Origin of the sequence: Bradyrhizobium sp. SSBR45G (assembly GCF_030159255.1) — a bacterium.
Classification (GTDB): Bacteria; Pseudomonadota; Alphaproteobacteria; order Rhizobiales; family Xanthobacteraceae; genus Bradyrhizobium.
Genome location: NZ_BSCT01000008.1, coordinates 182,678 through 208,076, shown reverse-complemented (window position 1 = coordinate 208,076; position 25,399 = coordinate 182,678). Strand labels below are relative to the sequence as shown.

General features: G+C 65.8%; 22 protein-coding genes. 16 read left to right on the top strand and 6 right to left on the bottom strand.

The features are described 5' to 3' along the window. The first annotated feature begins 131 nt into the window (after positions 1-131). The 3 genes from QQL87_RS13385 (at position 132) to trmB (ending at position 2,764) form a co-directional block, all read left to right on the top strand. Entirely contained in the window at positions 132-548 is a 417-nt protein-coding gene (locus QQL87_RS13385; protein ID WP_284418616.1) for a helix-turn-helix domain-containing protein, read from the top strand. Positions 549-905: 357 nt separating this feature from the next. Next, the gene (locus QQL87_RS13380; RefSeq protein ID WP_284418615.1) at positions 906-2,036 is read left to right on the top strand and encodes a M20 family metallopeptidase; all 1,131 of its coding nucleotides are present in this window, start codon (positions 906-908) and stop codon (positions 2,034-2,036) included. Positions 2,037-2,044: 8 nt separating this feature from the next. After that, the gene (trmB, locus tag QQL87_RS13375) at positions 2,045-2,764 is read left to right on the top strand and encodes a tRNA (guanosine(46)-N7)-methyltransferase TrmB (protein ID WP_284418614.1); all 720 of its coding nucleotides are present in this window, start codon (positions 2,045-2,047) and stop codon (positions 2,762-2,764) included. Positions 2,765-2,774: 10 nt separating this feature from the next. On the opposite strand, the gene QQL87_RS13370 is transcribed toward trmB, so the two are convergent. Continuing rightward, positions 2,775-3,851 carry a DUF2336 domain-containing protein gene (locus QQL87_RS13370; RefSeq protein ID WP_284418613.1) on the bottom strand — a complete coding sequence of 359 codons (1,077 nt, stop codon included), beginning with the start codon at positions 3,849-3,851 and terminating at the stop codon, positions 2,775-2,777. Between the two features lie 419 nt (positions 3,852-4,270). On the opposite strand from QQL87_RS13370, the gene rimP reads away from it, so the two are divergent. The 11 genes from rimP to QQL87_RS13315 all read left to right on the top strand — a co-directional run bounded on the left by rimP (position 4,271) and on the right by QQL87_RS13315 (position 17,304). Continuing rightward, positions 4,271-5,041 carry a ribosome maturation factor RimP gene (gene rimP / locus QQL87_RS13365; RefSeq protein WP_284418651.1) on the top strand — a complete coding sequence of 257 codons (771 nt, stop codon included), beginning with the start codon at positions 4,271-4,273 and terminating at the stop codon, positions 5,039-5,041. 14 nt (positions 5,042-5,055) lie between these two features. Beyond that, on the top strand, positions 5,056-6,675 hold the full coding sequence (gene nusA / locus QQL87_RS13360) for a transcription termination factor NusA (RefSeq protein WP_284418612.1): 1,620 nt from the start codon (positions 5,056-5,058) through the stop codon (positions 6,673-6,675). 77 nt (positions 6,676-6,752) lie between these two features. After that, complete coding sequence (locus QQL87_RS13355; RefSeq protein ID WP_284418611.1) at positions 6,753-7,466, top strand: RNA-binding protein; 714 nt, start codon at positions 6,753-6,755, stop codon at positions 7,464-7,466. Between the two features lie 76 nt (positions 7,467-7,542). Further along, the gene (gene infB, locus QQL87_RS13350; protein ID WP_284418610.1) at positions 7,543-10,302 is read left to right on the top strand and encodes a translation initiation factor IF-2; all 2,760 of its coding nucleotides are present in this window, start codon (positions 7,543-7,545) and stop codon (positions 10,300-10,302) included. Positions 10,303-10,459: 157 nt separating this feature from the next. After that, a complete protein-coding gene (gene rbfA, locus QQL87_RS13345) occupies positions 10,460-10,876 on the top strand; it encodes a 30S ribosome-binding factor RbfA (protein WP_284418609.1) in 417 nt (138 codons plus the stop codon). Continuing rightward, a complete protein-coding gene (gene truB, locus QQL87_RS13340; protein ID WP_284418608.1) occupies positions 10,876-11,970 on the top strand; it encodes a tRNA pseudouridine(55) synthase TruB in 1,095 nt (364 codons plus the stop codon). Before rbfA ends, truB begins: the two co-directional genes overlap by 1 nt. Before the next feature lie 2 nt (positions 11,971-11,972). Continuing rightward, complete coding sequence (rpsO, locus tag QQL87_RS13335) at positions 11,973-12,242, top strand: 30S ribosomal protein S15 (protein ID WP_284418607.1); 270 nt, start codon at positions 11,973-11,975, stop codon at positions 12,240-12,242. A gap of 360 nt (positions 12,243-12,602) precedes the next feature. Then, on the top strand, positions 12,603-14,762 hold the full coding sequence (pnp, locus tag QQL87_RS13330) for a polyribonucleotide nucleotidyltransferase (protein WP_284418606.1): 2,160 nt from the start codon (positions 12,603-12,605) through the stop codon (positions 14,760-14,762). 209 nt (positions 14,763-14,971) lie between these two features. Then, entirely contained in the window at positions 14,972-15,442 is a 471-nt protein-coding gene (locus tag QQL87_RS13325) for a GNAT family N-acetyltransferase (protein ID WP_284418605.1), read from the top strand. Between the two features lie 117 nt (positions 15,443-15,559). Beyond that, a complete protein-coding gene (locus QQL87_RS13320) occupies positions 15,560-16,426 on the top strand; it encodes a hypothetical protein (protein ID WP_284418604.1) in 867 nt (288 codons plus the stop codon). Positions 16,427-16,446: 20 nt separating this feature from the next. Then, the gene (locus tag QQL87_RS13315) at positions 16,447-17,304 is read left to right on the top strand and encodes a hypothetical protein (RefSeq protein WP_284418603.1); all 858 of its coding nucleotides are present in this window, start codon (positions 16,447-16,449) and stop codon (positions 17,302-17,304) included. A gap of 11 nt (positions 17,305-17,315) precedes the next feature. Here the strand turns inward: QQL87_RS13315 and QQL87_RS13310 are convergent, their stop codons facing one another. The 4 genes from QQL87_RS13310 to fabA form a co-directional block, all read right to left on the bottom strand. After that, entirely contained in the window at positions 17,316-19,262 is a 1,947-nt protein-coding gene (locus QQL87_RS13310) for an autotransporter family protein (RefSeq protein ID WP_284418650.1), read from the bottom strand. Positions 19,263-19,523: 261 nt separating this feature from the next. Continuing rightward, complete coding sequence (fabI, locus tag QQL87_RS13305) at positions 19,524-20,324, bottom strand: enoyl-ACP reductase FabI (protein ID WP_284418602.1); 801 nt, start codon at positions 20,322-20,324, stop codon at positions 19,524-19,526. A gap of 142 nt (positions 20,325-20,466) precedes the next feature. After that, positions 20,467-21,690 (bottom strand): beta-ketoacyl-ACP synthase I, encoded by a 1,224-nt coding sequence (gene fabB, locus QQL87_RS13300; protein WP_284418601.1) that lies wholly within the window; start codon positions 21,688-21,690, stop codon positions 20,467-20,469. Positions 21,691-21,766: 76 nt separating this feature from the next. Continuing rightward, positions 21,767-22,288, bottom strand: coding sequence for a 3-hydroxyacyl-[acyl-carrier-protein] dehydratase FabA (gene fabA, locus QQL87_RS13295; RefSeq protein WP_284418600.1), 522 nt, complete (start codon positions 22,286-22,288; stop codon positions 21,767-21,769). A gap of 415 nt (positions 22,289-22,703) precedes the next feature. Between fabA and irrA the strand changes: the two genes are divergently transcribed. Then, entirely contained in the window at positions 22,704-23,177 is a 474-nt protein-coding gene (irrA, locus tag QQL87_RS13290) for an iron response transcriptional regulator IrrA (protein WP_035638612.1), read from the top strand. A gap of 110 nt (positions 23,178-23,287) precedes the next feature. On the opposite strand, the gene QQL87_RS13285 is transcribed toward irrA, so the two are convergent. Then, complete coding sequence (locus QQL87_RS13285) at positions 23,288-23,815, bottom strand: SH3 domain-containing protein (protein ID WP_284418648.1); 528 nt, start codon at positions 23,813-23,815, stop codon at positions 23,288-23,290. A gap of 354 nt (positions 23,816-24,169) precedes the next feature. Between QQL87_RS13285 and QQL87_RS13280 the strand changes: the two genes are divergently transcribed. Then, complete coding sequence (locus QQL87_RS13280; RefSeq protein WP_284418599.1) at positions 24,170-25,171, top strand: 2-hydroxyacid dehydrogenase; 1,002 nt, start codon at positions 24,170-24,172, stop codon at positions 25,169-25,171. The last annotated feature ends 228 nt before the right edge of the window (positions 25,172-25,399 follow it).

Below are 25,399 nucleotides of genomic sequence, written 5' to 3'. Positions count from 1 at the left end.
GCATGATCCGCTCAGTTCGCTGCTCGACCGTCCATCGTTAGTACGACATGCGAGCAGAAATTGACGGTGTGAGCGCCTGAGGCATACTGCGACCGCCTCGTTCCGAGGCCCTGATTCTAAGGAGTTGAGAGATGTCGACGAAAGCGCCCAACCCTGTTGACAAGCATGTCGGCAGCCGGGTGCGGATGCGCCGTATCATGTTGGGCATGAGCCAGGAAAAACTTGGTGAGGCTCTCGGACTCACGTTCCAGCAGATACAGAAGTACGAAAAAGGCACCAATCGAGTCGGCGCCAGCCGGATCCAGCAGATCTCGGAAGTCCTGCAGGTCCCTGTTTCCTTCCTGTTCGAAGGGGTTCCCAGCGGCGGGATCAATGGTGAATCGTTCGGCGAGGGCGCCTCTCCGGCCTATGTGTCTGATTTTCTGGCAACCTCCGAAGGGCTGGCGTTGACCCGCGCGTTCACGCGGATCCACGACTCCAAGCTTCGTCGCAGCATCGTCGACCTGGTCGAGCAGATTGCTGATCGCGAAGCGCCGGAAGAGGGCTAGAGCTGAGCCACGCTGATGCGCTGGCGCTGACATTCCTATCGCGGCCGTCCTTCCTCATATGACGTCTCTCATATGAATGTCAGCGCCTACGGGGGGCCATCGGCGGAGCAAGCCTTGCGGGTGTCGCAGACGACGCGTCACATTCCGCAGTGCCAATGATCCGATAGACAAGTTCGATCACGACCAATAGAGCGCGATGGCTCCCCTTCGGGAAAGGCTGTCGCGCTCTAAATCTTTTTATGCGCATGTGGCGCGCGGATCTGGGCAGCGCATCGCCGCATCCCGGCCAAGACCGGCATCCAACGCGCCCTCCGCCGACCACCATTTGGTAACCATAGAGAACTGCTCGCAAAGCCCATGACCGCCAACAGCAATCCGTTCGATAGCCGCACAATCCTCGATGGCATCCGCCAGTGGGTCGAGATTGAAACGCCGACCGAGGCGCCTGACCAGGTCAACAGACTGGCCTCATTGGTTGCCGACGGCTATCGCGGACTCGACGCCGCGGTCGAACGGATCGCAGGCCGCGACGGCTGCGGTGACCATCTGGCGGTGCGCTCGTCCTGGGGCCAGGACGAGCCGGGCATTCTGGTTCTCAGCCATCTCGACACGGTGCATCCGATCGGTTTCATCCAGCGCCTGCCCTTCTCGATCGACGGCGACGTCGCCTACGGCCCCGGCATCTACGACATGAAGGGCGGCGCCTATCTCGCCTATCATGCGTTCCGTCAGCTGTGTGCAGCAGGCGAACGCTCGCCGCTCGGCATCACTCATTTGTTCGTCTCCGACGAGGAGATCGGCAGTCCCACGTCGCGCGCGCTGATCGAGGAGGAAGGCCGCAAAGCCAAATATGTTCTCGTGACCGAGCCGGCGCGTGACGGCGGCAAGATCGTCACCGGCCGCAAGGGCGTTGCGCGCTTCGACGTGTCGATCCGCGGCGTGCCTGCCCATGCCGGTGCGCGACCGCAGGACGGCCGCAGTGCGATCCGCGAACTCGCCAATGTCATCCACGCGCTCGAGGCGCTGAACGATCCTGCGCGCGGCATCACGGTGAATGTCGGCGTGGTGCGCGGCGGCACGCGTCCGAACGTGATCGCGGAGGAAGCCTACGCCGAGGTCGATGCCCGGCTGCCGACGCCAGCGGATGCCGACGAGATCGTGCCCAGGATTCTCGGCCTCAAATCGCGCAGTGACGGCGTCACGGTCGAGGTCAAGGGCGAGGTGAACCGGCCGCCTTACGTCAAGGGCAACGCCGGCGCAGCCTTGTTCGAGCACGCGAAATCACTTGCCGAGGAGCTTGGCTTCGAGCTGGCCGATACCTACACGGGCGGCGGCTCCGACGGCAATTTCACCGCGCCATTCACCGCAACGCTCGATGGCCTCGGGGTCGACGGCAAGGGCGCGCATACGCATTACGAGCAGATGTACATCTCCTCGATCGAGCCGCGCGCGCGGCTCCTCCACCGTCTCTATCAGACGCTGCGGTGAGCCCTGTGATGATGCCCATCGACGACGATCTCACGGATGGCGACGCGCCGCATCGTCACGGCTCGTTCTTCGGCCGGCGCAAGGGCCACAAGCTGCGGGCGCACCAGGCCGATCTGGTCGACAACCTGCTGCCGCATCTCGCGCTCGATCTCGCCTCGCCGGCCGATGCCGTGCTGCCGACGCTGTACGATCCGCCGTCCGAGGCGCTGCGGCTCGAGATCGGATTCGGCGGCGGCGAGCATCTCGCCGCGGAAGCGAAGGCCCATCCGACCACGGGCTTCATCGGCTGCGAGCCCTATGTCAACGGCATGGCCAAGATCCTGGCCGCCATCGAAGCCGACAACATCGGCAACATCAGGCTGCTGGCCGGCGATGCGGCCGAGCTGCTCGCCTGGCTGCCGCCGCAGTCGCTGCAGCGCATCGACCTGATCCATCCCGATCCCTGGCCGAAGCGGCGGCACTGGAAGCGGCGCTTCGTGCAGGAGGCGACCATCGCCGCGATGGCGCGGGCGCTGAAGCCGGGCGGCGAATTCCGCTTCGTCAGCGACATCGCCGATTATTGCGCCTGGACCCTGTGGCATCTGCTGCGCTCGCCCGACTTCGTGTGGACGGCGGAGCGAGCCGACGACTGGCGGCTGCCCTGGGCGGACTACACGATGACCCGCTATGGCCGGAAGGCAACGCGCGAAGGCCGCGTCGCCAACTACCTGATCTTCCGGCGGCGCTGATGGCGAAGCGTCAGTGCCGCGTCTTCCAGAACGCGACGACGCGCTCGGCCGTCGACGACAGCAGGCGCGCGTAGTTGACGCGGAGCGCCTCGATGTCGCGCTGCGCCGGGACGCGCTTCGGCCCCAGACGAAGCAGGATGAGCGCCTGCACGGTGCGCCAGTCGAGGCCGATCGTGCGCCCGAGGATCAGCAGCGGATCGTGACGATCGCCCGACACCAGCCGGTCCAGTGTCGCGATCTTCAGGCCGGTCATGGCGGCGAGCGCTGCAACGACCTCCTCATATTTGTGCTCGGACGCGAAGCCGAGCAGCGCCGCTTCGTCGAGCGCGCCTGCTTCGTAGAGCGAGAGAATGGCCCGCTGCGCCGGCACGAAGTTGCGCTTGCTGACGGTCGTGCCCGCGACGTCGGCCAGCTCGGCCATGGCCTGCCTGATCCTGGCCCGCTTCTCCGGCCGCACCACATCGAACAGCCGCCGCCTGACCACGTCGAGCGAACCGGCAAGCAGCTGCTTCAGATGCTCATCCGACAGATCATTGCGCTTGCCGACCGCAAGCGTCAGCACGCCGTCGAAGCCGGCGCGGTTGACGAGGTCGGAATAGCCGCGTTCGGAAAATGCCGCGCCCGCATTGGCCGCGGTCCGTCGAACCACATCTCGATCACCCCGCCGCACCAGCACGTCGGTCATGTCGACCGACAGCACCGGCCGCTCGGCCATCGCCAGCAGATGTCCCTGACCCTTGCTCAGCGCGACATCGATCAGGGCGGCATCATCGAGCGCGGATGAGCGCCGCAGCAGCGGGCCTGCCACTGCGACCTCGTCATCGCGGGCAAGCTGCCCGATGACGACGCGCGGCGCCTTCACGAGGTGCGACAGGCGCTCGGCCAGATCGACGCGCGTCGACACGTCGGCAAACGGAAGCAGATCGATCAGCAATCCATCGAACAGATTGATGTGCTCGGGGCGCAGCCTGTTGACGTCTTCGAAGAAGAGATCGGCAATGCGGCGCGTGGCCTCGAGGCAGCGCTCGGCATCGCGATGCCTGACAATCCCGTCGAGCCCGGGGATGAGCGCGGTAGCTGGGGTCATGTTGTCGACTCGGAACGCAACGCCACACCACGCGCCTGCTGCGGAGCGCCGACGGCGATCGAGCAGGGGCACGCAAACACATTCGAATTTTAGATGAACTTGGTGAACGAACGGTTGTCGATCTGCCGGGTCGGCTGGTCCGAGGCGAGGACGCAGCGACGATGGGGCGCCGGGGGCGTCGCAAATTCCAGGTTCCAGGCCCGGTTTGGACCCAGACGACCCTTGCCGTCGGTCGCCAAAGCGGCTATATGAGCGCCATCAAACATCATCTCATATACGATCGCGTAGTGAGGGTGGGCCCTTCCGGACCCGCTCTTTTTTGTTACCTGGATCGCTCTGCCACCGGCGCGATCGATCCGGTGAGCGCGATTGGCCCGGCCGAATGGCCGAAACAAGCTAGATACGCGATCGACGCCTCGATGACGGAACCGACCCTCGCAGCCGCTGACACCGACCTTCTGACCGAGCCCCGTCTCGTCGTCGAGCCGGGCGTGGCAGCGCGCGTCGCGGCGGTCGCCGACCCCGTGCTGCAGGGAATGGGTTACCGGCTGGTGCGAATTCGCATCTCCGGCGAGTCCGGCTGCACGGTCCAGGTGATGGCCGAACGTCCCGACGGCACGATGCAGATCGAGGATTGCGAGGCGGTGTCGCGGGCGCTGTCGCCGGTGCTCGACATCGCCGACCCGATCGAGCGCGCCTACCGGCTCGAAATCTCGTCGCCGGGCATCGACCGGCCGCTGGTTCGTCGCTCCGATTTCGAACGTCATGTCGGGCATCTCGTGAAGATCGAGATGGCGGTGGCGCATCAGAACCGCAAACGCTTCCGCGGCATCATCAAGGGCGTCGAGGGCGACGGCGTGCGCATCGCCCGCGACGACGTGGCCAAGGACCAGGAGCCGGATGTCGTGCTGCCGATGGCCGACATCGGCGACGCCAAGATGGTGCTGACGGACGAGCTGATCGCCGAATCCATGCGCCGCGGCAAGGCGGCCGAGCGCGAGAAGAAGCGCGAGCTCGGCATCGTCCCGCCGCTGGCGCCGCACGCCAAGCCGGCGGCCCAGGCGAAACCCAAGCCGAAGCCGCCGAAAGCAAAAGACGACAAGCTGGCCAAGAAGCCGCTGCCGACCAATACCAAGAAGCATCGCCTCGCCGCCGATCGCGCGCGCAGGGGCGAGATCGATCCTGATTAGAGGAGACTTGAGCCATGGCCGTCAGCGCCAATCGGTTGGAACTGCTGCAGATCGCCGACGCCGTCGCGCGCGAGAAGTCGATCGACCGCGGCATCGTGATCGCCGCCATGGAAGATGCGATCGCCAAGGCCGCCCGCGCCCGCTATGGCAGCGAGACCGACGTCCATGCCGAGATCGACCCGCGCAAGGGCGAGCTCAGGCTGTCGCGCCACATGCTGGTGGTCGAGAAGGTGGAAAACCCCTCCAACCAGATCTCGCTCGATGACGCGCGCCGCGCCAATCCCGGTGCGCAGATCGGCGACACCATCGCCGACACGCTGCCGCCGCTGGAATATGGCCGCATCGCCGCGCAGTCGGCCAAGCAGGTCATCGTGCAGAAGGTGCGCGAGGCCGAGCGCGACCGGCAGTACCAGGAATTCAAGGACCGCATCGGCGACATCGTCAACGGCGTCGTCAAGCGCGTCGAATATGGCAGCGTGATTCTCGACCTCGGCCGCGGCGAGGCGATCATCCGCCGTGACGAGATGCTGCCGCGCGAGGTGTTCCGCAACGGCGACCGCGTCCGCGCCTATGTGTTCGACGTCCGCCGCGAGACCCGCGGCCCGCAGATCTTCCTGTCGCGCACCCATCCGCAATTCATGGCCAAGCTGTTCGCGCAGGAAGTGCCGGAAATCTACGACGGCATCGTCGAGATCAAGGCGGTCGCCCGCGACCCCGGCTCGCGCGCCAAGATCGGCGTCGTCTCCCGCGACTCCTCGGTCGACCCGGTCGGCGCCTGCGTCGGCATGCGCGGCTCGCGCGTGCAGGCGGTGGTGAACGAGCTGCAGGGCGAGAAGATCGACATCATCCCGTGGTCGCCCGACATCGCGACCTTCGTGGTCAACGCGCTGGCGCCGGCCGAAGTCGCCAAGGTCGTCATCGACGAGGACCGCGAGCGCATCGAGGTCGTCGTGCCCGACACCAACAACCAGCTGTCGCTGGCGATCGGCCGCCGCGGCCAGAACGTCCGCCTCGCCTCGCAGCTGACCGGGTGGGACATCGACATCCTGACCGAGCAGGAGGAATCGGAGCGCCGCCAGGCCGACTTCGAGAACTCCACCCGCGTCTTCATGGAATCGCTCAACGTCGACGAGGTCGTCGGCCAGCTGCTGGCGTCGGAAGGGTTCACCTCGGTGGAGGAGCTTGCTTTGGTTGATCTCAAGGATCTCGCCGGCATCGAGGGCTTCGACGAGGAGACCGCGACCGAGCTGCAGACCCGCGCCCAGGAATTCCTGGAGCAGCAGGAGGCTGAGCTCGAGGCCAAGCGCAAGGAGCTCGGCGTCGAGGACGCGGTGAAGGACGTGCCCGGCGTCACCACCAAGATGCTGGTCAAGTTCGGCGAGAACGACATCAAGACCGTCGATGACCTCGCTGGCTGCGCCACCGACGACCTGGTCGGCTGGACCGAGCGCAAGGAGGGCGGGGAAGCCACCAAGTTCGCCGGCATTCTCGATGGCCTCGACGTCTCGCGCGACGACGCCGAAGCCATGGTCATGCAGGCCCGCGTCAAGGCCGGCTGGATCAGCGAAGAAGACCTGGCCAAGAGCGCCGCGGAGTCCGAGGCCGAGGACGAGTCTGAAGGACAGCCGGCTTGATCCGGAGCCTGACCATGGACGATTTAATGACCCCCACGATCACTCCGATCGCTTGAGATGAGGCACCGCACCACCGCATGCTCGCTTTGGCCGACCCCGAGCTCGACAATGGACCGCGGACTGAAAAGTCCGCGACCATGCGGATGTGCGCGGTCAGCCGCGAAGTGCGGCCGATCGGCGAGCTGATCCGGTTCGTGGTCGGCCCGTCGGGCGATGTTGTGCCCGACATCAAGCGCAAGCTGCCCGGACGGGGATTGTGGATCACCGCCTCGCGGCCGGCGGTTGCAGAAGCGGTGCGGCGTCACCATTTCAGCCGTGGTTTCAAGACCAACGTCCGCGTCCAACCGACATTTGCCGAGGATCTGGAGGCCTTGCTGGCCCGCAGCGCGATCGAAGCGCTGGGGATCGCCGCCAAGGCCGGCCAGGTCGTGTCAGGCTTTTCCAAGGTGGAAGCGGCGCTGTCGCAGCGGCAATCCCGGGCCGGCCTGGCCGCCCTCCTCCATGCCGCGGACGGCGCGGCCGACGGAATTCGCAAACTCGACGCCCTGCTGCGGCCGAATGACGGGGACCAAGGACAAGCCCCGCCATTTCCGATCATCTGCTGTCTCACTTCGGCAGAATTGGATTTGGCACTTGGGCGCTCAAATGTGATACATGCTGCCGTGCTCGCAGGCCCGGCGAGCAGGACATTCCTGTCGCGCAGCCAGACTCTGGTCCGATACCGGTCGGCCGACGCTGACAAGATTGCCGGAACCGCGGCCACGAAATCTGCTTCGACTTCGAAGACATAGCTACGAATACGCGACGATTGCACGAATGGGACGGTGCGGCAGACCCGCACGCTGGTAACGAGATTAGGACGACTGAATGGCCGACAACAATACTCCGGGCGACAAGAAACTGAGTGTCCCGACCAAGACCTTGACGCTGAAGCCGCGCGTCGAGACTGGCACGGTACGCCAGAGCTTCCCACATGGCCGGAGCAAGCAGGTGGTGGTCGAGAAGCGGGGCACCAAGCGCCGCGTCGGCGATGGGGCGCCCGATGCGCCGCACGCGCCGGAGCCGACCGTCGCCAAGGCGCCTCCTCCGCCGCCGCCGCCGAGCAATCGCCCGTCCGGGCAACGGTCCGGCTCGTCGCAGCGCGGCGGCTCCGGCGTCGTGCTCCGCACCCTGACCGAGGATGAGCGTTCGGCCCGCGCCAGCGCGCTCGCCGACGCACGCGTCCGCGACATCGAGGAGCGCCGCCAGGCCGAGGAAGAAGCCCGCCGCCGCGCCGAGCGCGAAGCCGCCGAACGCGCCGAGCGCGAGGCTGCCGAGGCGCGCCGCAAGGCCGAGGAAGAGCGTCACCGCCACGAAGAAGAGGCCAAGCGCAAGGCCGAGCTCGAGGCCAAGAAGCGCTTCGGCGAAGGCGAGGCGCCGCGTCCGGCAGCCGCCGCTCCGCAGCCCACGGTGAGCGCGCCGGCCCGGCCGTCTCAGGCGCCAGGCCGTCCGCAAGGCGCGCCGGGCAGCCGTCCGCAGCAGATCGGCACCAGCGCGCGTCCCGGCGGCGCGCCCTCAGGCGCGGCACGCCCTGCTGGCGCCCGCCCCGCCGGTGGTGGTCCGCTCGGCCGCGCACCTGGTGTCGCGGCAGGCCCCGACGAGGATGAGGGTCCGCGCCAGATCCGCCGTGGCCCCGGTGGCGCCGCGCGTCCGGCCCCGCCGCCGAAGACCACGGCCAAGCCAGGCCCGCAGAAGCAGCGCGGCCGCCTGACCGTCGTCACCGCGCTCACCGCCGACGACGTGCGCGAGCGCTCGATCGCCTCGTTCCGCCGCCGCACCCAGCGCCTGAAGGGCCATGCCGCCAATGAGCAGAAGGAAAAGCTCATCCGCGAGGTGACGATTCCGGAAGCCATCACCATCCAGGAACTGGCGAACCGCATGTCGGAGCGCGCGGTCGACGTCATCCGCCTGCTGATGCGGCAGGGCGCGATGCACAAGATCACCGACGTGATCGACGCCGACACCGCGCAACTGATCGCCGAGGAGCTCGGCCACACCGTCAAGCGCGTCGCCGCCTCGGACGTCGAGGAAGGCCTGTTCGACGTCGTCGACGATTCGACCGACACCGAGACCCGCTCGCCGGTCGTGACCGTGATGGGCCATGTCGACCACGGCAAGACCTCGCTGCTCGACGCGCTGCGCCACGCCAACGTGGTCTCCGGCGAAGCCGGCGGCATCACCCAGCATATCGGCGCCTATCAGGTGACCGCGCCGGACTCCGGCAAGAAGATCACCTTCATCGACACGCCCGGCCACGCCGCGTTCACCGCGATGCGCGCCCGCGGCGCCAAGGTCACCGACATCGTGGTGCTGGTGGTCGCGGCCGATGACGGCGTGATGCCGCAGACGATCGAGGCCATCAACCACGCCAAGGCGGCGAAGGTGCCGATGATCGTGGCGATCAACAAGATCGACAAGCCCGACGCCCGTCCCGAGCGCGTTCGCACCGAGCTGCTCCAGCACGAGGTGCAGGTGGAATCGCTCGGCGGTGAGGTCGTCGACGTCGAGGTCTCGGCCAAGAACAAGACCAATCTCGATCGTCTGCTCGAGATGATCGCGCTGCAGGCCGACATCCTCGACCTCAAGACCAATTCGGATCGTCCGGCCGAGGGCACCGTGATCGAAGCCAAGCTCGATCGCGGCCGCGGCCCGGTCGCCACCGTGCTGGTCCAGCGCGGCACATTGCGGGTCGGCGACATCATCGTCGCCGGTGCCGAGATGGGCCGTGTCCGCGCGCTGATCTCCGACCAGGGCGAGACCCTGCAGGAGGCCGGTCCGTCGGTGCCGGTCGAGGTGCTCGGCTTCAACGGTCCGCCGGAAGCCGGCGATCGTCTCGCCGTGGTCGAGAACGAAGCCCGTGCCCGCCAGGTCACCAGCTACCGCGCGCACCAGAAGCGCGAGAACGCGGCAGCCTCGATCTCCGGCATGCGCGGCTCGCTCGAGCAGATGATGTCGCAATTGAAGACCGCGGGTCGCAAGGAATTCCCGCTGGTCATCAAGGCCGACGTGCAGGGCTCGCTGGAAGCCATTCTCGGCTCGCTGGAGAAGCTCGGCACCGACGAGGTCGCCGCCCGCATCCTGCATGCCGGCGTCGGCGGCATCAGCGAGTCTGACGTCACGCTCGCGGAAGGCTTCAACGCCGCGATCATCGGCTTCTCGGTGCGAGCCAACAAGGAAGCGGCTGCGCTCGCCAAGCGCAACGGCATCGAGATCCGCTACTACAACATCATCTACGACCTCGTGGATGACGTGAAGAAGGCGATGAGCGGCCTCCTTGCTCCGACGCTGCGCGAAACCATGCTCGGCAATGCGCAGATCCTGGAAGTGTTCAACATCTCCAAGGTCGGCAAGGTCGCCGGCTGCCGCGTCACCGACGGCACCGTGGAACGCGGCGCCAATGTCCGCCTGATCCGCGACAACGTCGTGGTTCACGAGGGCAAGCTGTCGACCCTGAAGCGCTTCAAGGACGAAGTGAAGGAAGTGCAGGCCGGCCAGGAATGCGGCATGGCCTTCGAGAGCTACGGCGACATGCGTGTCGGCGACGTTATCGAGTGTTATCGCGTGGAGACCATCCAGCGCTCGCTGTAAGTCCGAATCCTACAGAGCGCTGCATTCGAGTGAGCAGCGGTTCCGTCCCGGCACGGAATCGCTGCATCGCTTGAACGAATCGAAGCGTCGTCGAACTCATTCAGAATGATCCCTCGCCCGTGCTCGCGCCGGGTGATGATCCATTGGATTTTGAAAAATGCCTCGCCATCACCAGAGGGGAAGCGCCGCTTCCGGCGGCTCGCAACGTCAGCTGCGCGTCGCCGAGACCGTGCGTCACGCTGTCGCCGACATTCTCAGCCAGGGTCACGCGCATGATCCGGACCTGGAGGGACACATCATTACGGTGCCCGAAGTCCGCATGTCCCCCGACCTGAAGCTCGCGACCATCTACATCATGCCGCTCGGCGGACGTGACACTGACGTCGTGCTTGCGGCGCTCGAGCGCAACAAGAAGTTCCTGCGCGGCGAGCTCGCGCGGCGCGTTAACCTGAAATTTGCACCTGACATCCGCTTCCGCGTCGACGAACGATTCGACGAAGCGGAACGGATCGAGAAATTACTGCGAACACCTGCGGTGCAGAGAGACCTCAATTCGGATTCGGAAGAGAGCTGATGACCATCCCCCCCGAAACCGGCACTGTCGAAGCGCCGAGCGCCGCAACGACCGTTGTCAAGACCACCCATGTTTCCGACGGGCGCGGGCCACGCGACAACAACGACCCCCGCAACAAGCAGAAGCAGGGCAACCAGCCGCGCCGCGACCGCCGCGACGTCCACGGCTGGGTGGTGCTCGACAAGCCGATCGGCATGACGTCGACGCAGGCGGTGGCGATCCTGAAGCGCCTGTTCCAGGCCAAGCGCGCCGGCCACGCCGGAACGCTGGATCCGCTTGCCTCCGGCGGCCTGCCGATCGCGCTCGGCGAAGCCACCAAGACCGTTCCATTCGTGATGGACGGCCGCAAGCGTTACCGGTTCACCGTGACGTGGGGCGAGGAGCGCGATACCGACGACACCGAAGGACGGGTCACCGAGACCAGCACGCAGCGTCCGGACGCGGAGGCGATCCGCGCGCTGCTGCCGCAATTTACCGGCCGGATCGAGCAGACGCCGCCGCGCTATTCCGCGATCAAGATCCAGGGCGAGCGCGCCTATGACCTCGCCCGCGACGGCGAGGTCGTGGAACTGCAGCCGCGCCCGGTCGAGATCCACGAACTGACCCTCGTCGACCAGCCCGACCCCGACCATTCGGTGTTCGAGGCCGAATGCGGCAAGGGAACCTATGTCCGGGCGCTGGCCCGCGACATGGGCCGCCTGCTCGGCTGTTACGGCCATATCAGCGCGCTTCGGCGGACCCTTGTGGGTCCGTTTACCGAGAACGACATGATTCCGCTGGAACAGTTGGAGGCTTTGTGCAATAGAGCCGCGTCCGGCGAGGGAAGCCTCGCCGACGCACTCCTGCCCGTTGAGACCGCGCTGGACGACATCCCGGCACTGGCCGTCACTCGGGCTGATGCGGCAAGGCTCCACAGGGGCCAGGCCGTCTTGTTGCGCGGACGGGATGCGCCCAATAGTAGCGGCACAGTCTATGTCACGGTCGCAGGCCGCCTTCTGGCGCTTGCCGAAATTGGCAATGGCGAACTCATCCCCAAGCGCGTGTTCAACCTGACCGGACTGACTGCCAGCTCCGGTCGCAACGAAAGAGACTGACGATGTCGGTGACCGCAGAGCGCAAGGCGGAAATCATCAAGGCGAATGCCACCAAGGCCGGTGACACCGGTTCTCCCGAGGTGCAGGTTGCGATCCTGTCGGAACGCATCACCAACCTGACCAGCCATTTCAAGACCCACGGCAAGGACAATCACTCCCGCCGCGGCCTCCTGAAGCTGGTGTCGACCCGCCGTTCGCTGCTGGACTATCTGAAGAAGAACGACGAGGCGCGCTACAAGGCGCTGCTCGAGAAGCACAACATTCGCCGTTGAGCTTCGACTTGGACTGAACGCGCGCGGATTTCGTGCGCGTCGTGGCATGATCCCGAGAACGCCGCCCTCCTGCGGCGTTCGCTAAGTCCGGGTTCATGCGGTCTGGCCGGATCTGGAAAGAAGCGGATACGCTCTTCGAACGATCCTGCCCAGACTGTGCAGTACGTCTCAGCAGCAATCCGGCCGCTGGGCGTGACGGGCAAGGTGCCCGTACGACGAGAAGGATGGACGCCATCCGAAATAAGAAAACCATGGCAGGATCGCAGGGCGCTGATCGCAATCCAGCGCCCTGCAATCTTGCGCATGGTTTTTTTGTTTCTGGGGGGTCTGCCTTCGCTCATCTCATGAAAGAAGATACCCATGTTTACCAAGCATTCCGTCGAGATCGACTGGGGTGGACGTCCCCTCAAGCTTGAAACCGGCAAGATCGCCCGCCAGGCCGATGGCGCCGTCGTCGCCACCTATGGCGAGACCGTCGTGCTCGCCACCGTGGTCGCCGCCAAGGCGCCGCGCGAAGGCGTCGACTTCCTGCCGCTGACCGTCGACTACCAGGAAAAGACCTATGCCGCAGGCCGCATCCCCGGCGGCTATTTCAAGCGCGAGGGCCGTCCGACCGAGAAGGAGACGCTGGTCTCCCGCCTGATCGACCGCCCGATCCGCCCGCTGTTCGTCGACGCCTGGCGCAACGAGACCCAGGTCATCGTGACCGTGCTGTCGCACGACATGGAGAACGATCCGGACATCGTGGCGCTGGTCGGCGCGTCGGCCGCACTGACGCTGTCGGGCGTGCCGTTCAAGGGCCCGATCGGCGCGGCCCGCGTCGGCTTCGCCAATGACGAATACATCCTCAATCCGACCCTCGACGAGATGGCCGACACCCAGCTCGACCTGGTCGTCGCCGGCACCTCCGACGCGGTGCTGATGGTGGAATCGGAGGCCAAGGAGCTCAACGAGGACATCATGCTCGGCGCGGTGATGTTCGGTCACCGTCACTTCCAGCCGGTGATCAACGCGATCATCGAGCTCGCCGAGAAGGCCGCCAAGGAGCCGCGCGACGTCGCCGTCATCGACAACAGCGCGATCGAGAAGGAAATGCTGGGCATCGCCGAGCAAGACCTGCGCAAGGCCTATGCGATACCCTTGAAGCAGGAGCGCTACGCCGCCGTCGGCGCCGTCAAGGAAAAGGTGATGGCGCACTTCTTCCCGGAAGGGCAGGAGCCGAAATACGACAAGCTGCGCGTCTCCGGCGTGTTCAAGGAGCTGGAAGCCAAGATCGTTCGCTGGAACATCCTGGACACCGGCAAGCGCATCGACGGCCGCGACGCCAAGACCGTGCGCAACATCGTCTGCGAAGTCGGCGTGCTACCGCGCGCCCACGGTTCGGCGCTGTTCACCCGCGGTGAGACCCAGGCGCTGGTCGTGACCACGCTCGGCACCGGCGAGGACGAGCAGTACATCGACGCGCTGTCGGGAACGTACAAAGAGACGTTCCTGCTGCACTACAACTTCCCTCCCTACTCGGTCGGTGAGACCGGCCGCCTCGGCGGCACGAAGCGCCGCGAGATCGGCCACGGCAAGCTCGCCTGGCGCGCCATCCACCCGGTCCTGCCGCCGCACCACGAGTTCCCCTACACCACCCGCGTGGTGTCGGAGGTGACGGAGTCGAACGGCTCGTCGTCGATGGCCACCGTGTGCGGCTCGTCGCTGGCGCTGATGGATGCCGGCGTGCCGCTGAAGCGGCCGACCGCGGGCATCGCGATGGGCCTGATCCTCGAGGACAAGCGCTTCGCCGTTCTCTCGGACATCCTCGGCGACGAGGACCATCTCGGCGACATGGACTTCAAGGTCGCGGGCACCGAGAGCGGCATCACCTCGCTGCAGATGGACATCAAGATCGAGGGCATCACCGAGGAGATCATGCGCGTGGCCCTCGGCCAGGCGCGCGATGGCCGCATCCACATCCTGGGTGAGATGTCCAAGGCGCTGACCAACGCGCGCGCCGAGCTCGGCGAATACGCGCCGCGCATCGAGACCTTCAAGATCCCGACCGACAAGATCCGCGAAGTGATCGGGACCGGCGGCAAGGTGATCCGCGAGATCGTCGAGAAGACCGGCGCCAAGGTCAACATCGAGGACGACGGCACCGTGAAGGTCGCCTCCAGCGACGGCGAAGCGATGAAGGCCGCGATCAAGTGGATCAAGTCGATCGCCTCCGATCCGGAGGTCGGCCAGATCTATGACGGCACCGTCGTCAAGGTGATGGAGTTCGGTGCCTTCGTGAACTTCTTCGGCACCCGCGACGGCCTCGTGCACATCTCGCAGCTCGCCGACAAGCGCGTGCAGAAGACCACCGACGTCGTCAAGGAAGGCGACAAGGTCAAGGTCAAGCTGCTCGGCTTCGACGACCGCGGCAAGACCCGGCTGTCGATGAAGGCCGTCGACCAGACCACCGGCGAGGACCTCGAAGCCAAGCAGAAGACTGACGGCGGCGACGCACCGCGCGAAGCTGCCGGCGAGTAGGCCGCGCTGAACGTCGAATGAGATACGGAGGGCGGCTTTCGGGCCGCCCTTTTTCGTTGGCAGTCGTCAGCGCATCCGCGTCATTGCGAGCGCCAGCGAAGCCATCCAGGGCTTCTCGGGAATTCTGGATTGGTTCGTCGCTTGCGCGCCTCGCAATGACGGATGAGAGGGCTTACGTCACTCTCACATTTCGCCGGAGGTCACTCGCCATGGACCAGCCGATCATCCGCCCCGCTCGCCCGGACGAATATGACGCCATCGCCAAGCTCTGGATGGAGAGCTGGTGCTCGACCGGGCTGGAGAGCCCGAGCGACCGGCTGCTCACGTTCTTGAAGGAGCGTGTGCCGCGCGAAGTCGAGAATGGCTGGAGCCTCTACGTCGCCGACGACGGCGGTCAGCTCGCCGCGATGCTCGCGATCAATCTCGACGAGCTCTATCTCGACCAGCTGATGATCGCGCCGTCCCATCAGGGCCGCTCGCTCGGCCGGCGCCTGCTCGCCTTCACCCGTGAGCTGCTGCCCGACGAGGTCTGGCTGCGCTGCGCCGAAGGCAACGGGAAGGCATGGCGCTGGTATGAGCGCGAAGGCTTTGTCGTGGAGAAGACACAAGCCGACCCACTCCATGGCCGGATGATGAAATATTATCGCTGGAAGCGCCAACGACAGCCCACAGCCAGCTGAACGCCTGACGTGCAGCGGCGACGCATCTCGCGTCCGCGCGAGAAATGATTGCGTGTGCATTGCTGTGCCAACTAATTTCGGGTTCCCGACGGCCCTCGCCGTTCTCGAACCGCACCGATGTCCGTATTGCCCATGCTGATCCGCCGCCTCGCCGTCGCCGCCCTGGTTCTCGCGCTCGTCCAACCGTCGCTCTTAAAACCGTCATGGGCGCAGGCGCCGTCAGCACCTGCGCCAGCTGCAAAGCCGCCGGCCGTCGCCAAGAAGGCCGCGGCGAAGCCCGCCGCCAAGAAGGCGGCAGCGAAGCCGGCCGCCGCTGTCGACAGCGGGCCCTGCGACATGGGCGTGATCACCGCGACGCACGATCTGTTCACCGTCCAGAAGATCGGCCTGACCGTCTTCAACAACGAGTTCGCCGAGATGCCAGTGAACTGGGGGCTCGACGATCTGATCTATGCGCGCGTCAAGGCCGCCGGCGGCGCGGGCGTTCGCCGCATCACCTACGACAAGCAGCTGTTCGACAATTTCGAGAAGCCGAAGCTGTTCTTCCTGCGCGAGGAGAGCGAGACGCTGACCGGGGTCGTCAAGCAGATCGTGGCGTCGGCCGGATGCCGCCGCTATCTGGTGATCCAGCGGCAGACCAGCCGCGTCGGCAACACCAATCAGAACGTCACCGGATTTGGCATCCTGCAGATGAGCGCCATCTTCACCCACACGTTCATTTTTGCCTATCTCGACATCAAGCTGCTCGACGGCGAGACCTTCGAAACGCTGCGCAACCCCAACTTCACCGTCCAACGCGTCGTCGAAAGCCTGGGCGAGGGCCTGGTCAAGATCCCGGGCATGCATGACGCCGACGACTCGCTGTATCCCACCGTCGCCGCGGATGCCGCCAACAATGCAAGGCTGCGCGACGCCATCCGGCGGCTCGTCACCGAGCAGCTCGACCGTGACATGCCGGCGTATTTCAAGGTGGAAGAGCGCTGACAGCGGCGCAGGGAACCGACATGAAAACTCCCATGACCTGCTCGAATTCTCGCGCGTTCGCGACGCCAGCCTGGCGCCGGCTCGCGCCGCTGCTGCTCGCACTGGCCTTCACACCGAGCCACGTGCTGGCGCAATCCGTACCGTCAACAGCAGCGCCAACCGTCAAAGCCGCGCCCAAGACGGCCGCTGCCAATGCCAAACCCGCAAGACCGACGGCGACGCGGGAAAGTGGCCCTTGCGGCACCGGTCTGATCGCCGCTGTCGGCGACGTCTTCACGGTGCAGGACAATGGGATCGTGCAACTTGGCGGCAGCTTCAAGCGAGTGCCCGTCTCCTGGGGCTTCGATGACCTGATCTACGCCCGGGCCAAAGCGTTGGGCGGCGACAAAGTTCGTCGCATCGCTGTCCCAGCGGGCGCGTTCGATCCGCTGTATCAGTCGACCTCGGCTGCGGAAGCGAATGCTGTTTTACCGGCCATCGTCAAGAAGGTCGCCGGCTCCGCGGGGTGCGCCCGCTATCTCGTGATCGTACGCGCATCCGGTCGCGAACCATCGACCTACGACACGGTCTCCGGCATCGGAGTCGTCAGCCGTATCGCAGGGCTGGTGCGCTACACCCATGTGTTTGTCATGCTCGGCGCTGGATTGTTCGATGGCACGACCTTCGAGAAGCTTCCGCCTCCGCCGAGCTCGAAGAGCTTCATGTCGCGGCTGACCTCGGGAATGGGCCCACCCTCACATGCTGGCGACGTCGACAACTCCGCCTTTCCGGCCAAGCCCGAGGATGCCGCCAACAACACCGTGCTGCGCGATATGGCACGATCCATGCTGCGATTCCGGCTCGATCAGACGCTGCCGGACTATTTTTCCAACGAGTAGGCCGGGGGCACTCACAGCCTGACCTTCAGCACCGCATGTCCGGAATGCTGGATGAGGCCGGACGATGTCGCGTTGACGCCATAGCGGATGCTGACATCGAACCGGTCGCTGCCGGCGGCGATCAACCCGAGACCGGCCGAATAGATCCAGGGCGAAAGGGCCAGGCCGTTGGTGGTGAAGCCATCTCCGCCGCCGGAGAAGGCCGCGCCGATCTGCAGCGGCTGGTTCAAAGCATTGTAGCCGACGGCGATATCGCTGCTCAGGCGAACCTGTCTGGAGAGCGCATAGACAGCTTTCAGCCCAGCCGTCGTCGTCAGCTCCTGATAGCTCTGCGGATCGACGTTGAGACTGAAGCCGCCGGCGCCGCTCTCGCGGTAGGAGTTGCTGCGCACGGTGCCGTAGTCCAGCCGCAGTGACGGGACCAGCGCGAAATCATCCGTCAGCGGAATGCGCGTCTTGAGACCTGCGCCGGCATGACCGGTGGTGGAGCGGTAGCTTCCACCGGCGGACATGTCGATGAAGCTCAACGATCGGCTCTCGCCGTTGTCGCTCCATCCGCCGTCGAGCTGATAGTCCAGCATCAGGTCGCGGCTGATCGCGTAGGCGCCGTACAGTCCGAGCTGATAGGACGACAGGCCAAGACGGTTCGGCACCGCGTCGTCGCTCCCGGTGATCGTCTGCCGTGAATAGGCGAACATGCCGCCAATGAGTGCGCGCGGCGAGAGCGCGGCATCGGCGCCGAAGGCGAGGCCGCCGCCGGAGGCGTTGTAGCCCGGGACACCGTCACGTCCCGCCTGCCGTGCGGCGCCGCCGAGCGGCTGCATCCAGACATTGCGGCCGGCCGCGCCGCCGAGGCCGCTGACGTCATCGAGCCGGCTGGTCATCGTCTGCCGGACGTCGCGCTGCGCGACATAGGTCGCCTGCGAGGCCGCGCCGGTCAGCACGGGCAACGTCTGCTTCACGGCACTGGCGAGCGATGGACCACTGAGATTGTCGAGCGCGGCAAACCCCGACGCCATCGATCCGCTCCAGCCCGCCGGCGTCGTCGACAGCCGGTACAGCACATCTGCGGCTTCCAGGCCGACCCGGCCGCCGGCCGACCGCAACGTCTCGCCGTAGGGCTTTACCAGCGACATCGTCGCCAGATCTCCGGTCATGGCTCCCGTGAGGTCGTATGTCGAGGTCACCATCTGCGCGCCCGACGCATTGCCGCTCACCGCGCCGTACAGGCTGGTCAGACTGCCGCGCGACAGCGTGTTGAACAAGACGCTGCCCTCCGGCGTGACCGAGCCCAGCAGCGTGAAGCCGCCGGCAGTGCTGCCACGCGGCGCGATGCCGGCGCCCCAGAAATAGCCGTTCTGGTAGCTGGTGATGACGAAGCGCCCGGGCGCCGCCGTGCCGAACAAGGCCGGGCTGACGATTCGCCACGGCGTGCCCTCTGTCCATGCCCATTGCGGCACCGAATTGGCAGGCACCGGCGCCGATGGCGGCGGCGTGAACGTCGCGGGGTCGTAGGGCAGCATGTAGGCCCAGTGCGTCACCAGCAGGCTGCCGCCGGTGATCATCTGCATTTCCATGCTGGTCACGCCGTTGAGCGTGCGCATGTAGCCCAGCCCGACGGTCGCCGTGCCGCCCCCCGTCGGCGTGAACAGCATCGTGATCTGGCCGCTGGTGGTGACGAAGCCCTGAATGGTCGAGCTGTCGGTCAGCACCGCCGCGCCGATCCTGAGCTGAGCGACGCTGGTCCCGGTGAAAGAGCCGTTGGTCGCCGTGCCCAAGGTCCACAGCGTCTGGTCACCGATGGGGATCGGATTGGCGAAGCCCGTCTTCGGCGCCATGTAGGCCAGCAGCTGAGCCGCTGGCACATACCAGTTCGTGTTGGAGATCGTGGAATCCCAGACGCTGGACTGCGCGCGCGCCGTGGCGGAGCACCCCGCCCCACATGCCATGCCGATCATCGCTCGGAGAACGATGACCCGGATCCCTGACCGCAGCATCGCCGATCGCCCCCACGATTGTCCTGCTGCCGACGCGACCGGCTGCCTCGACCATCGTGACCGACGCATGCCTTCGCGCCGTCACCGAAGAGCCCCCAGAGTTGCGCCAGCCTCTCTGACTACCGCGCCGGAAGATCGGCTTCAATTGGGACAAATTGGGTGGATCGCGAGGATCGTCCGCGCGAAGCCGGAATGTCCTCGTCTGGCGAGACCTTCGGCGCCCTATTCGGCCTTGAGATCCTCGGGCCGCGGCATCGAGATGACGTTGTAGCCGGAATCCACGTAGTGGATCTCGCCGGTGACGCCGCCCGACAGCTCCGACAGCAGATAGAGCGCGGAGCCGCCGAGCTCCTCCAGCGTCACGCCGCGGCCGAGCGGCGAATGCTTCTGCTGGAATGCGAACATGAAGCGGGCGTCGCCGATCCCGGAGCCGGCCAGCGTGCGCACCGGGCCGGCGGAGATCGCGTTGACGCGGATAGCGCGGCGGCCGTAGTCGGCGGCGAGATAGCGCACCGAGGCTTCGAGCGCGGCCTTGGCGACGCCCATCACGTTGTAGTTCGGCATCACGCGGTTGGAGCCGTCGAAGGTCAGCGTGATCATGCTGCCGCCGCTCTCGGGCATCAGCTCGGCGGCGCGCTTGGCGATCTCCGTGAAGGAGAAGCACGAGATCAGCATCGTGCGCGAAAAGTTCTCGCGCGAGGTGTCGGCGTAGCGGCCCTTGAGCTCGTTCTTGTCGGAGAAGGCCACGGCATGGACGATGAAGTCGAGGCCACCCCAGGCCTCGCGCAGCGCCGTGAACACGCTGTCGACGCTGGCGATGTCCTCGACGTCGCAGGACAGCACGTGCTTGACGCCGAGCTCGTCGGCGAGCGGGCGCACGCGCTTGCCGAGCGCATCACCCTGATAGGTGAAGGCCATCTCGGCCCCGTGCGCAGCCAGCGTCTTGGCGATGCCCCAGGCGATCGAATGGTCATTGGCGATGCCCATGACCAGGCCGCGCTTGCCTGCCATCAGACCCTGCATGCTTACTCTCCTTCGTCATGCCGGGACCGACCCAGCCAGGATGATCGTCAGGCTCCAAAAACGCCGATAGCCGGACATCGGTGCGAAAAGCCTTTCGCTGTTGTCCGGCCGCGTGCCGAGGAAACCCGTGCTGTTGGAAATCTTAGGCGTCGAGGTGCTTGAAGACCAGCGTCGCGTTGGTGCCGCCGAAGCCGAACGAGTTCGACAGCACGGTGCCGAGCTTCGCGTTGTCGACGCGCTTGCGCACGATCGGCATGTCCGCAAAGGCAGGATCGAGCTCGGTGATGTTGGCGCTCTCGCAGATGAAACCGTTCTTCATCATCAGCAGCGAATAGATCGCCTCCTGGACGCCGGTGGCGCCGAGCGAATGTCCCGTGAGCGCCTTGGTCGCCGCGATCGGCGGACACTTCTCGCCACGGCCGAACACTTTCCGGATCGCCTCGATCTCCGGCGGATCACCGGCCGGCGTCGAGGTCGCATGCGGATTGATGTAGTCGATCTTCGTCTTCACCGTCGACAGCGCCATCTGCATGCAGCGCTCGGCGCCCTCGCCCGACGGCGCGACCATGTCATAGCCGTCCGAGGTGGCGCCATAGCCGACGATCTCGCCGTAGATCTTGGCGCCGCGTGCCTTGGCGCGCTCGAGCTCCTCGAGAACCAGGACGCCGGCGCCGCCGGCGATCACGAAGCCGTCACGCGTCACATCGTAGGGCCGCGACGCGGTCGCGGGCGTGGCGTTGTGCTTGGACGACATCGCGCCCATCGCGTCGAACAGCACCGACAGCGTCCAGTCGAGCTCCTCGCAGCCGCCGGCGAACATCACGTCCTGCTTGCCGTACTGGATCATCTCATAGGAGTTGCCGATGCAATGATTGGAGGTCGCACAGGCCGAGGAGATCGAGTAGTTGACGCCCTTGATCTTGAACCAGGTCGCGAGCGTGGCGGAGGCCGTCGACGACATCGCCTTCGGCACCGCAAAAGGTCCGACCCGCTTGGGGCCCTTGGTGCGGGTGATGTCGGCAGCCTCGACCAGCGTCCGCGTCGACGGTCCACCGGAGCCCATGATGATGCCGGTGCGAACATTGGAGACGTCCGACGGCTCGAGCCCGGAATCGAGGATCGCCTGCTCCATCGCGACGTGATTCCACGCCGCGCCCTCGCCGAGGAAGCGCATCGCGCGGCGGTCGACCACGTCAGCGGGGTTCAGCGTCGGCGCACCCTGCACCTGGGACCGGAAACCGAGCTCGGCGTATTTCTCAGCACGGGAAATGCCGGATTTCGCCTCGTACAGGCTCGCCAGCACCTCCTGGGTGTTGTTGCCGATCGACGAGACGATGCCCATGCCCGTGATGACGACCCGCCTCATGATGTTCGCCTCGCCTTGCTCGTGTGTTCTGTTGCGATCACGCCTGCTGCACTGTCTCTGCTCGGGGCCAGCCGGTTCACGCCGGCGCGGAGTCCTGCTTGAACAGGCCGACCTTCAGGTCCTTGGCGCGATAGATAATCTCGCCATCCATCGAAAGCCACCCGTCGGCAATGCCGAGCACCAGCTTTGAGCGCATCACGCGTTTGATATCGACGTTGTACACAACCTTGCGCGCGGTCGGCAGAACCTGGCCGGAGAATTTCAGGTCGCCGAGGCCGAGCGCACGGCCGCGGCCGGCGCCGCCGGTCCAGCCGAGGAAGAAGCCGACCATCTGCCACATCGCATCGAGGCCGAGGCAGCCCGGCATGACCGGATCATTCTTGAAATGGCAGGCGAAGAACCAGAGGTCCGGCTTGACGTCGAGCTCGGCGCGCACGACGCCCTTGCCGAACTCGCCGCCGGTTTCCGAGATCTCGACGATGCGATCGAACATCAGCATCGGCGGCAGCGGCAGCTGCGCGTTGCCGGGACCGAACAGCTCCCCGCGGCCGCAGGCCAGCAGGTCTTCATATTCATAACTGCCGCGGCGGTCCGACATGCTTGATGAGCCTTTCTCAACGATCCCCGGTGGAAAATGTGGCGCGCGACGTGGCCCTTCGCGCGTCGACCCGTTCATGCGCCGTCTCGCCTTCGGGCCATGCCGTCGGTGGCCAGCGCCCTAGCCCAGGGCGATCGGAACGGCGGGACGACCATCATGGCCGGCCGCGCCCGCCATGGCAGGTCAAATCGGGTCCGCGCGTCTCTAACATAGGGGATTGCGGCGTCAATGCGCGTATCCAGCTAAATCGACGCCCTGGCCGGACCGGCAGCCGCAGCAGGCCGCGCTTGCAGTTTAGGAGCGTTCTAGATACGTTAGTTGCGATAAGCTTGCATCTGAGCGGGTTTCTTCCTATATCGAAACTGGTGGTGTGAATATTTTGGTGCATGAAGTGGAAGCCAGCAACAACGCTTCGATGAGTGGTCACGACCGCGCCGGTCCGGATGGGCTGGGAACGGGACGGCAGCCTGCGCTCAATGGCTGCCCGTGGCACGACGTCAACGAAATGCTGCAGACCGCCGGCCTCCGTCCGACGCGGCAGCGCATGGCCTTGGGCTGGCTGCTGTTCGGCAAGGGCGCGCGGCATCTGACCGCCGAAATGCTGTACGAGGAAGCGACGCTGGCCAAGGTCCCGGTGTCGCTGGCGACCGTCTACAATACCCTCAACCAGCTCACCGATGCGGGCCTGCTGCGTCAGGTCAGCGTGGACGGCACCAAGACCTATTTCGATACCAACGTCACCGCCCACCACCACTTCTATCTCGAGAACAACCACGAGCTGGTCGACATTCCGGATCAGCATCTGGCGCTGTCGAAGCTCCCGGAGGCCCCGGAAGGTTACGAGATCGCCCGGATCGACATGGTGGTCCGGCTGCGCAAGAAGCGCTGAGCAGGCCTTCGACATCGCACATCGGCATCATGCCCGCGTTGCTCGCGGGCATTTTCATGTCGACATGATGTCGGGCGAAGGGCGGCCCCGGCCGGCCCTTTCGAATCGTATCAATTGACCTGCTCGTCGGCGTAGACGCCCCACAGCCGCTGCTGCTGGATCCAGCCTTCGAACCCGGTGCCGAGAACCTTGCACCAGCCGTTCCCGCATCTCTTGACCTGCGCGACGACGCCGGCCTGCAGCCGCGCCGTGACCGCACTCGTGGAGTCCGCGCTCTCAAAGATCGGCGCGAGATCGTCCTTGTTCTTCATGGTGACGACAGCGGTGCGGCGTCCGGACAGCAGCGAGTGGTAGACCCAGCCTTCGGAGCCCTCGGAATCCCGCACCCGCCGCCAGTTCTCATATTCGGCGGTGATTTCGACCGGCAGACCCGAACGCGTATAGACCCAGGCCACGTCGTTGTCCTTGGTCGGACCGGCGCGGACGTTCACATGATCTGATTTGAGGCTGACATAGCGCGGCACCGGCAGGCCGCTGGTCGGAAGAGCCGAATCCTTTGCCAAAGCCCCGCAGCCGACCGCACCGTCGAACAGACCGGCCGCGAGCACCACGACCACACCCAAACGCCCCAACGCCATCGAACTCAACTCACTCTCCCTCGCAAGGACCGCCGTCGGCTTCGCCGTACGGTCCTTCGCCCGATCCCCATCGAACCGCCAGGCTGCCCCCCTTCGTGCACAGAGAGGGCTTGCAGCAGCACAGGTCCTGACCTGCCGTTGGCTTCTTGTCTTGGCCCGGCCTTCTGCTAGACAGGACCGAACACAAGCGGCCAGGAAGCGCCTGAGAATCGCTCGCGAAACCCTGTCAGGGACGGATCGGCCCACCTGCGAGATCCGACACGACCAGTGCAGGGAAACGCCCCTTCTCAGACGACGACGGTAGTTTCGGCGAACCCGGTTAATGAGGTCTGAAGGATCTCATGAGAGCAGCACATGTCAGCTAGGAAAAAGCCCCTCGTCGTGGTGACACGCAAGCTGCCGGACTCGGTCGAGACCCGCATGCGCGAGCTGTTCGACGCCAGGCTCAATCTCGACGACGAGCCGTTGAGCCAGGAGCAGCTCGCAGATGCGGTGCGCACCGCCGAGGTGCTGGTTCCGACGGTCACTGACCACATCACGGCCGACATCCTCAATCAGCCCGACTGCAAGCTGCGCATGATCGCGAACTTCGGCAACGGCGTCGACAATATCGACGTCGCCGCGGCGGTCGCGCGCGGCATCACCGTCACCAACACGCCGAAGGTCCTCACCGAGGACACCGCCGACATGACCATGGCGCTGATCCTCGCCGTGCCGCGGCGGCTGATCGAGGGCGCCTCTGTCCTCACCGAGGGCAAGAACTGGGCGGGCTGGTCGCCGACCTGGATGCTCGGCCACCGCATCGGCGGCAAGCGTCTCGGCATCATCGGCATGGGCCGCATCGGCCAGGCGGTGGCGCGCCGCGCCCGCGCCTTCGGCCTGCAGATCCACTATCACAATCGCCGCCCGGTCGCCCCTGTCATCGCCGACGAGCTCGGCGCCACCTATTGGGAGAGCCTCGACCAGATGCTGGCGCGGATGGACATCATCTCGGTGAATTGTCCGCACACGCCGGCGACGTTCCATCTGCTGTCGGCGCGCCGGCTGAAACTCATCCGCAAGGACGCCTACATCGTCAACACCGCGCGCGGCGAGGTGATCGACGAGGAGACGCTGACGCGGCAGATCGAGGCCGGCGACATCGCCGGCGCCGGTCTCGACGTGTTCGAGCACGAGCCCGCGGTCAATCCCCGGCTGGTCCGGCTCGCCAAGGCCGGCAAGGTGACCCTGCTGCCGCATATGGGCTCGGCCACGATCGAGGGCCGCGTCGAGATGGGCGAGAAGGTCATCATCAACATCAAGACCTTCCTCGACAACCACAAGCCGCCGGATCGCGTGCTGCCGAGCATGCTGTAGGCCGATCAGCCAGCCCCACACCCGGTGTCGTCCCGGCCTTGAGCCGGGACCCATACCGCGTGATGCCCGAAACAGGCGCGCGGCCCGTTCCGCGCACCTCATTGAATTCTCGGAGTATGGGTCCCTGCGTTCGCAGGGACGACAGCGGAGTGTGAGGCGCGCCCTTTACCTCATCACCGGTGTCGTGCCCCCCCCCCCCGGGGGCCCAAACCCCGGGGGTGTGTAATA

What these genes read in the sequence shown, in the direction of transcription:
- rpsO (WP_284418607.1), top strand. Translation starts at nt 11,973, where the DNA reads ATGTCGGTGACCGCAGAGCGCAAGGCGGAAATCATCAAGGCGAATGCC.
- fabB (WP_284418601.1), bottom strand. Translation starts at nt 21,690, where the DNA reads ATGAGGCGGGTCGTCATCACGGGCATGGGCATCGTCTCGTCGATCGGC.
- rimP (WP_284418651.1), top strand. Translation starts at nt 4,271, where the DNA reads ATGACGGAACCGACCCTCGCAGCCGCTGACACCGACCTTCTGACCGAG.
- fabI (WP_284418602.1), bottom strand. Translation starts at nt 20,324, where the DNA reads ATGCAGGGTCTGATGGCAGGCAAGCGCGGCCTGGTCATGGGCATCGCC.
- QQL87_RS13370 (WP_284418613.1), bottom strand. Translation starts at nt 3,851, where the DNA reads ATGACCCCAGCTACCGCGCTCATCCCCGGGCTCGACGGGATTGTCAGG.
- QQL87_RS13315 (WP_284418603.1), top strand. Translation starts at nt 16,447, where the DNA reads ATGAAAACTCCCATGACCTGCTCGAATTCTCGCGCGTTCGCGACGCCA.
- infB (WP_284418610.1), top strand. Translation starts at nt 7,543, where the DNA reads ATGGCCGACAACAATACTCCGGGCGACAAGAAACTGAGTGTCCCGACC.
- QQL87_RS13280 (WP_284418599.1), top strand. Translation starts at nt 24,170, where the DNA reads ATGTCAGCTAGGAAAAAGCCCCTCGTCGTGGTGACACGCAAGCTGCCG.
- QQL87_RS13380 (WP_284418615.1), top strand. Translation starts at nt 906, where the DNA reads ATGACCGCCAACAGCAATCCGTTCGATAGCCGCACAATCCTCGATGGC.
- trmB (WP_284418614.1), top strand. Translation starts at nt 2,045, where the DNA reads ATGATGCCCATCGACGACGATCTCACGGATGGCGACGCGCCGCATCGT.
- pnp (WP_284418606.1), top strand. Translation starts at nt 12,603, where the DNA reads ATGTTTACCAAGCATTCCGTCGAGATCGACTGGGGTGGACGTCCCCTC.
- truB (WP_284418608.1), top strand. Translation starts at nt 10,876, where the DNA reads ATGACCATCCCCCCCGAAACCGGCACTGTCGAAGCGCCGAGCGCCGCA.
- nusA (WP_284418612.1), top strand. Translation starts at nt 5,056, where the DNA reads ATGGCCGTCAGCGCCAATCGGTTGGAACTGCTGCAGATCGCCGACGCC.
- irrA (WP_035638612.1), top strand. Translation starts at nt 22,704, where the DNA reads ATGAGTGGTCACGACCGCGCCGGTCCGGATGGGCTGGGAACGGGACGG.
- QQL87_RS13285 (WP_284418648.1), bottom strand. Translation starts at nt 23,815, where the DNA reads ATGGCGTTGGGGCGTTTGGGTGTGGTCGTGGTGCTCGCGGCCGGTCTG.
- rbfA (WP_284418609.1), top strand. Translation starts at nt 10,460, where the DNA reads ATGCCTCGCCATCACCAGAGGGGAAGCGCCGCTTCCGGCGGCTCGCAA.
- QQL87_RS13385 (WP_284418616.1), top strand. Translation starts at nt 132, where the DNA reads ATGTCGACGAAAGCGCCCAACCCTGTTGACAAGCATGTCGGCAGCCGG.
- fabA (WP_284418600.1), bottom strand. Translation starts at nt 22,288, where the DNA reads ATGTCGGACCGCCGCGGCAGTTATGAATATGAAGACCTGCTGGCCTGC.
- QQL87_RS13355 (WP_284418611.1), top strand. Translation starts at nt 6,753, where the DNA reads ATGCTCGCTTTGGCCGACCCCGAGCTCGACAATGGACCGCGGACTGAA.
- QQL87_RS13325 (WP_284418605.1), top strand. Translation starts at nt 14,972, where the DNA reads ATGGACCAGCCGATCATCCGCCCCGCTCGCCCGGACGAATATGACGCC.
- QQL87_RS13320 (WP_284418604.1), top strand. Translation starts at nt 15,560, where the DNA reads ATGTCCGTATTGCCCATGCTGATCCGCCGCCTCGCCGTCGCCGCCCTG.
- QQL87_RS13310 (WP_284418650.1), bottom strand. Translation starts at nt 19,262, where the DNA reads ATGATCGGCATGGCATGTGGGGCGGGGTGCTCCGCCACGGCGCGCGCG.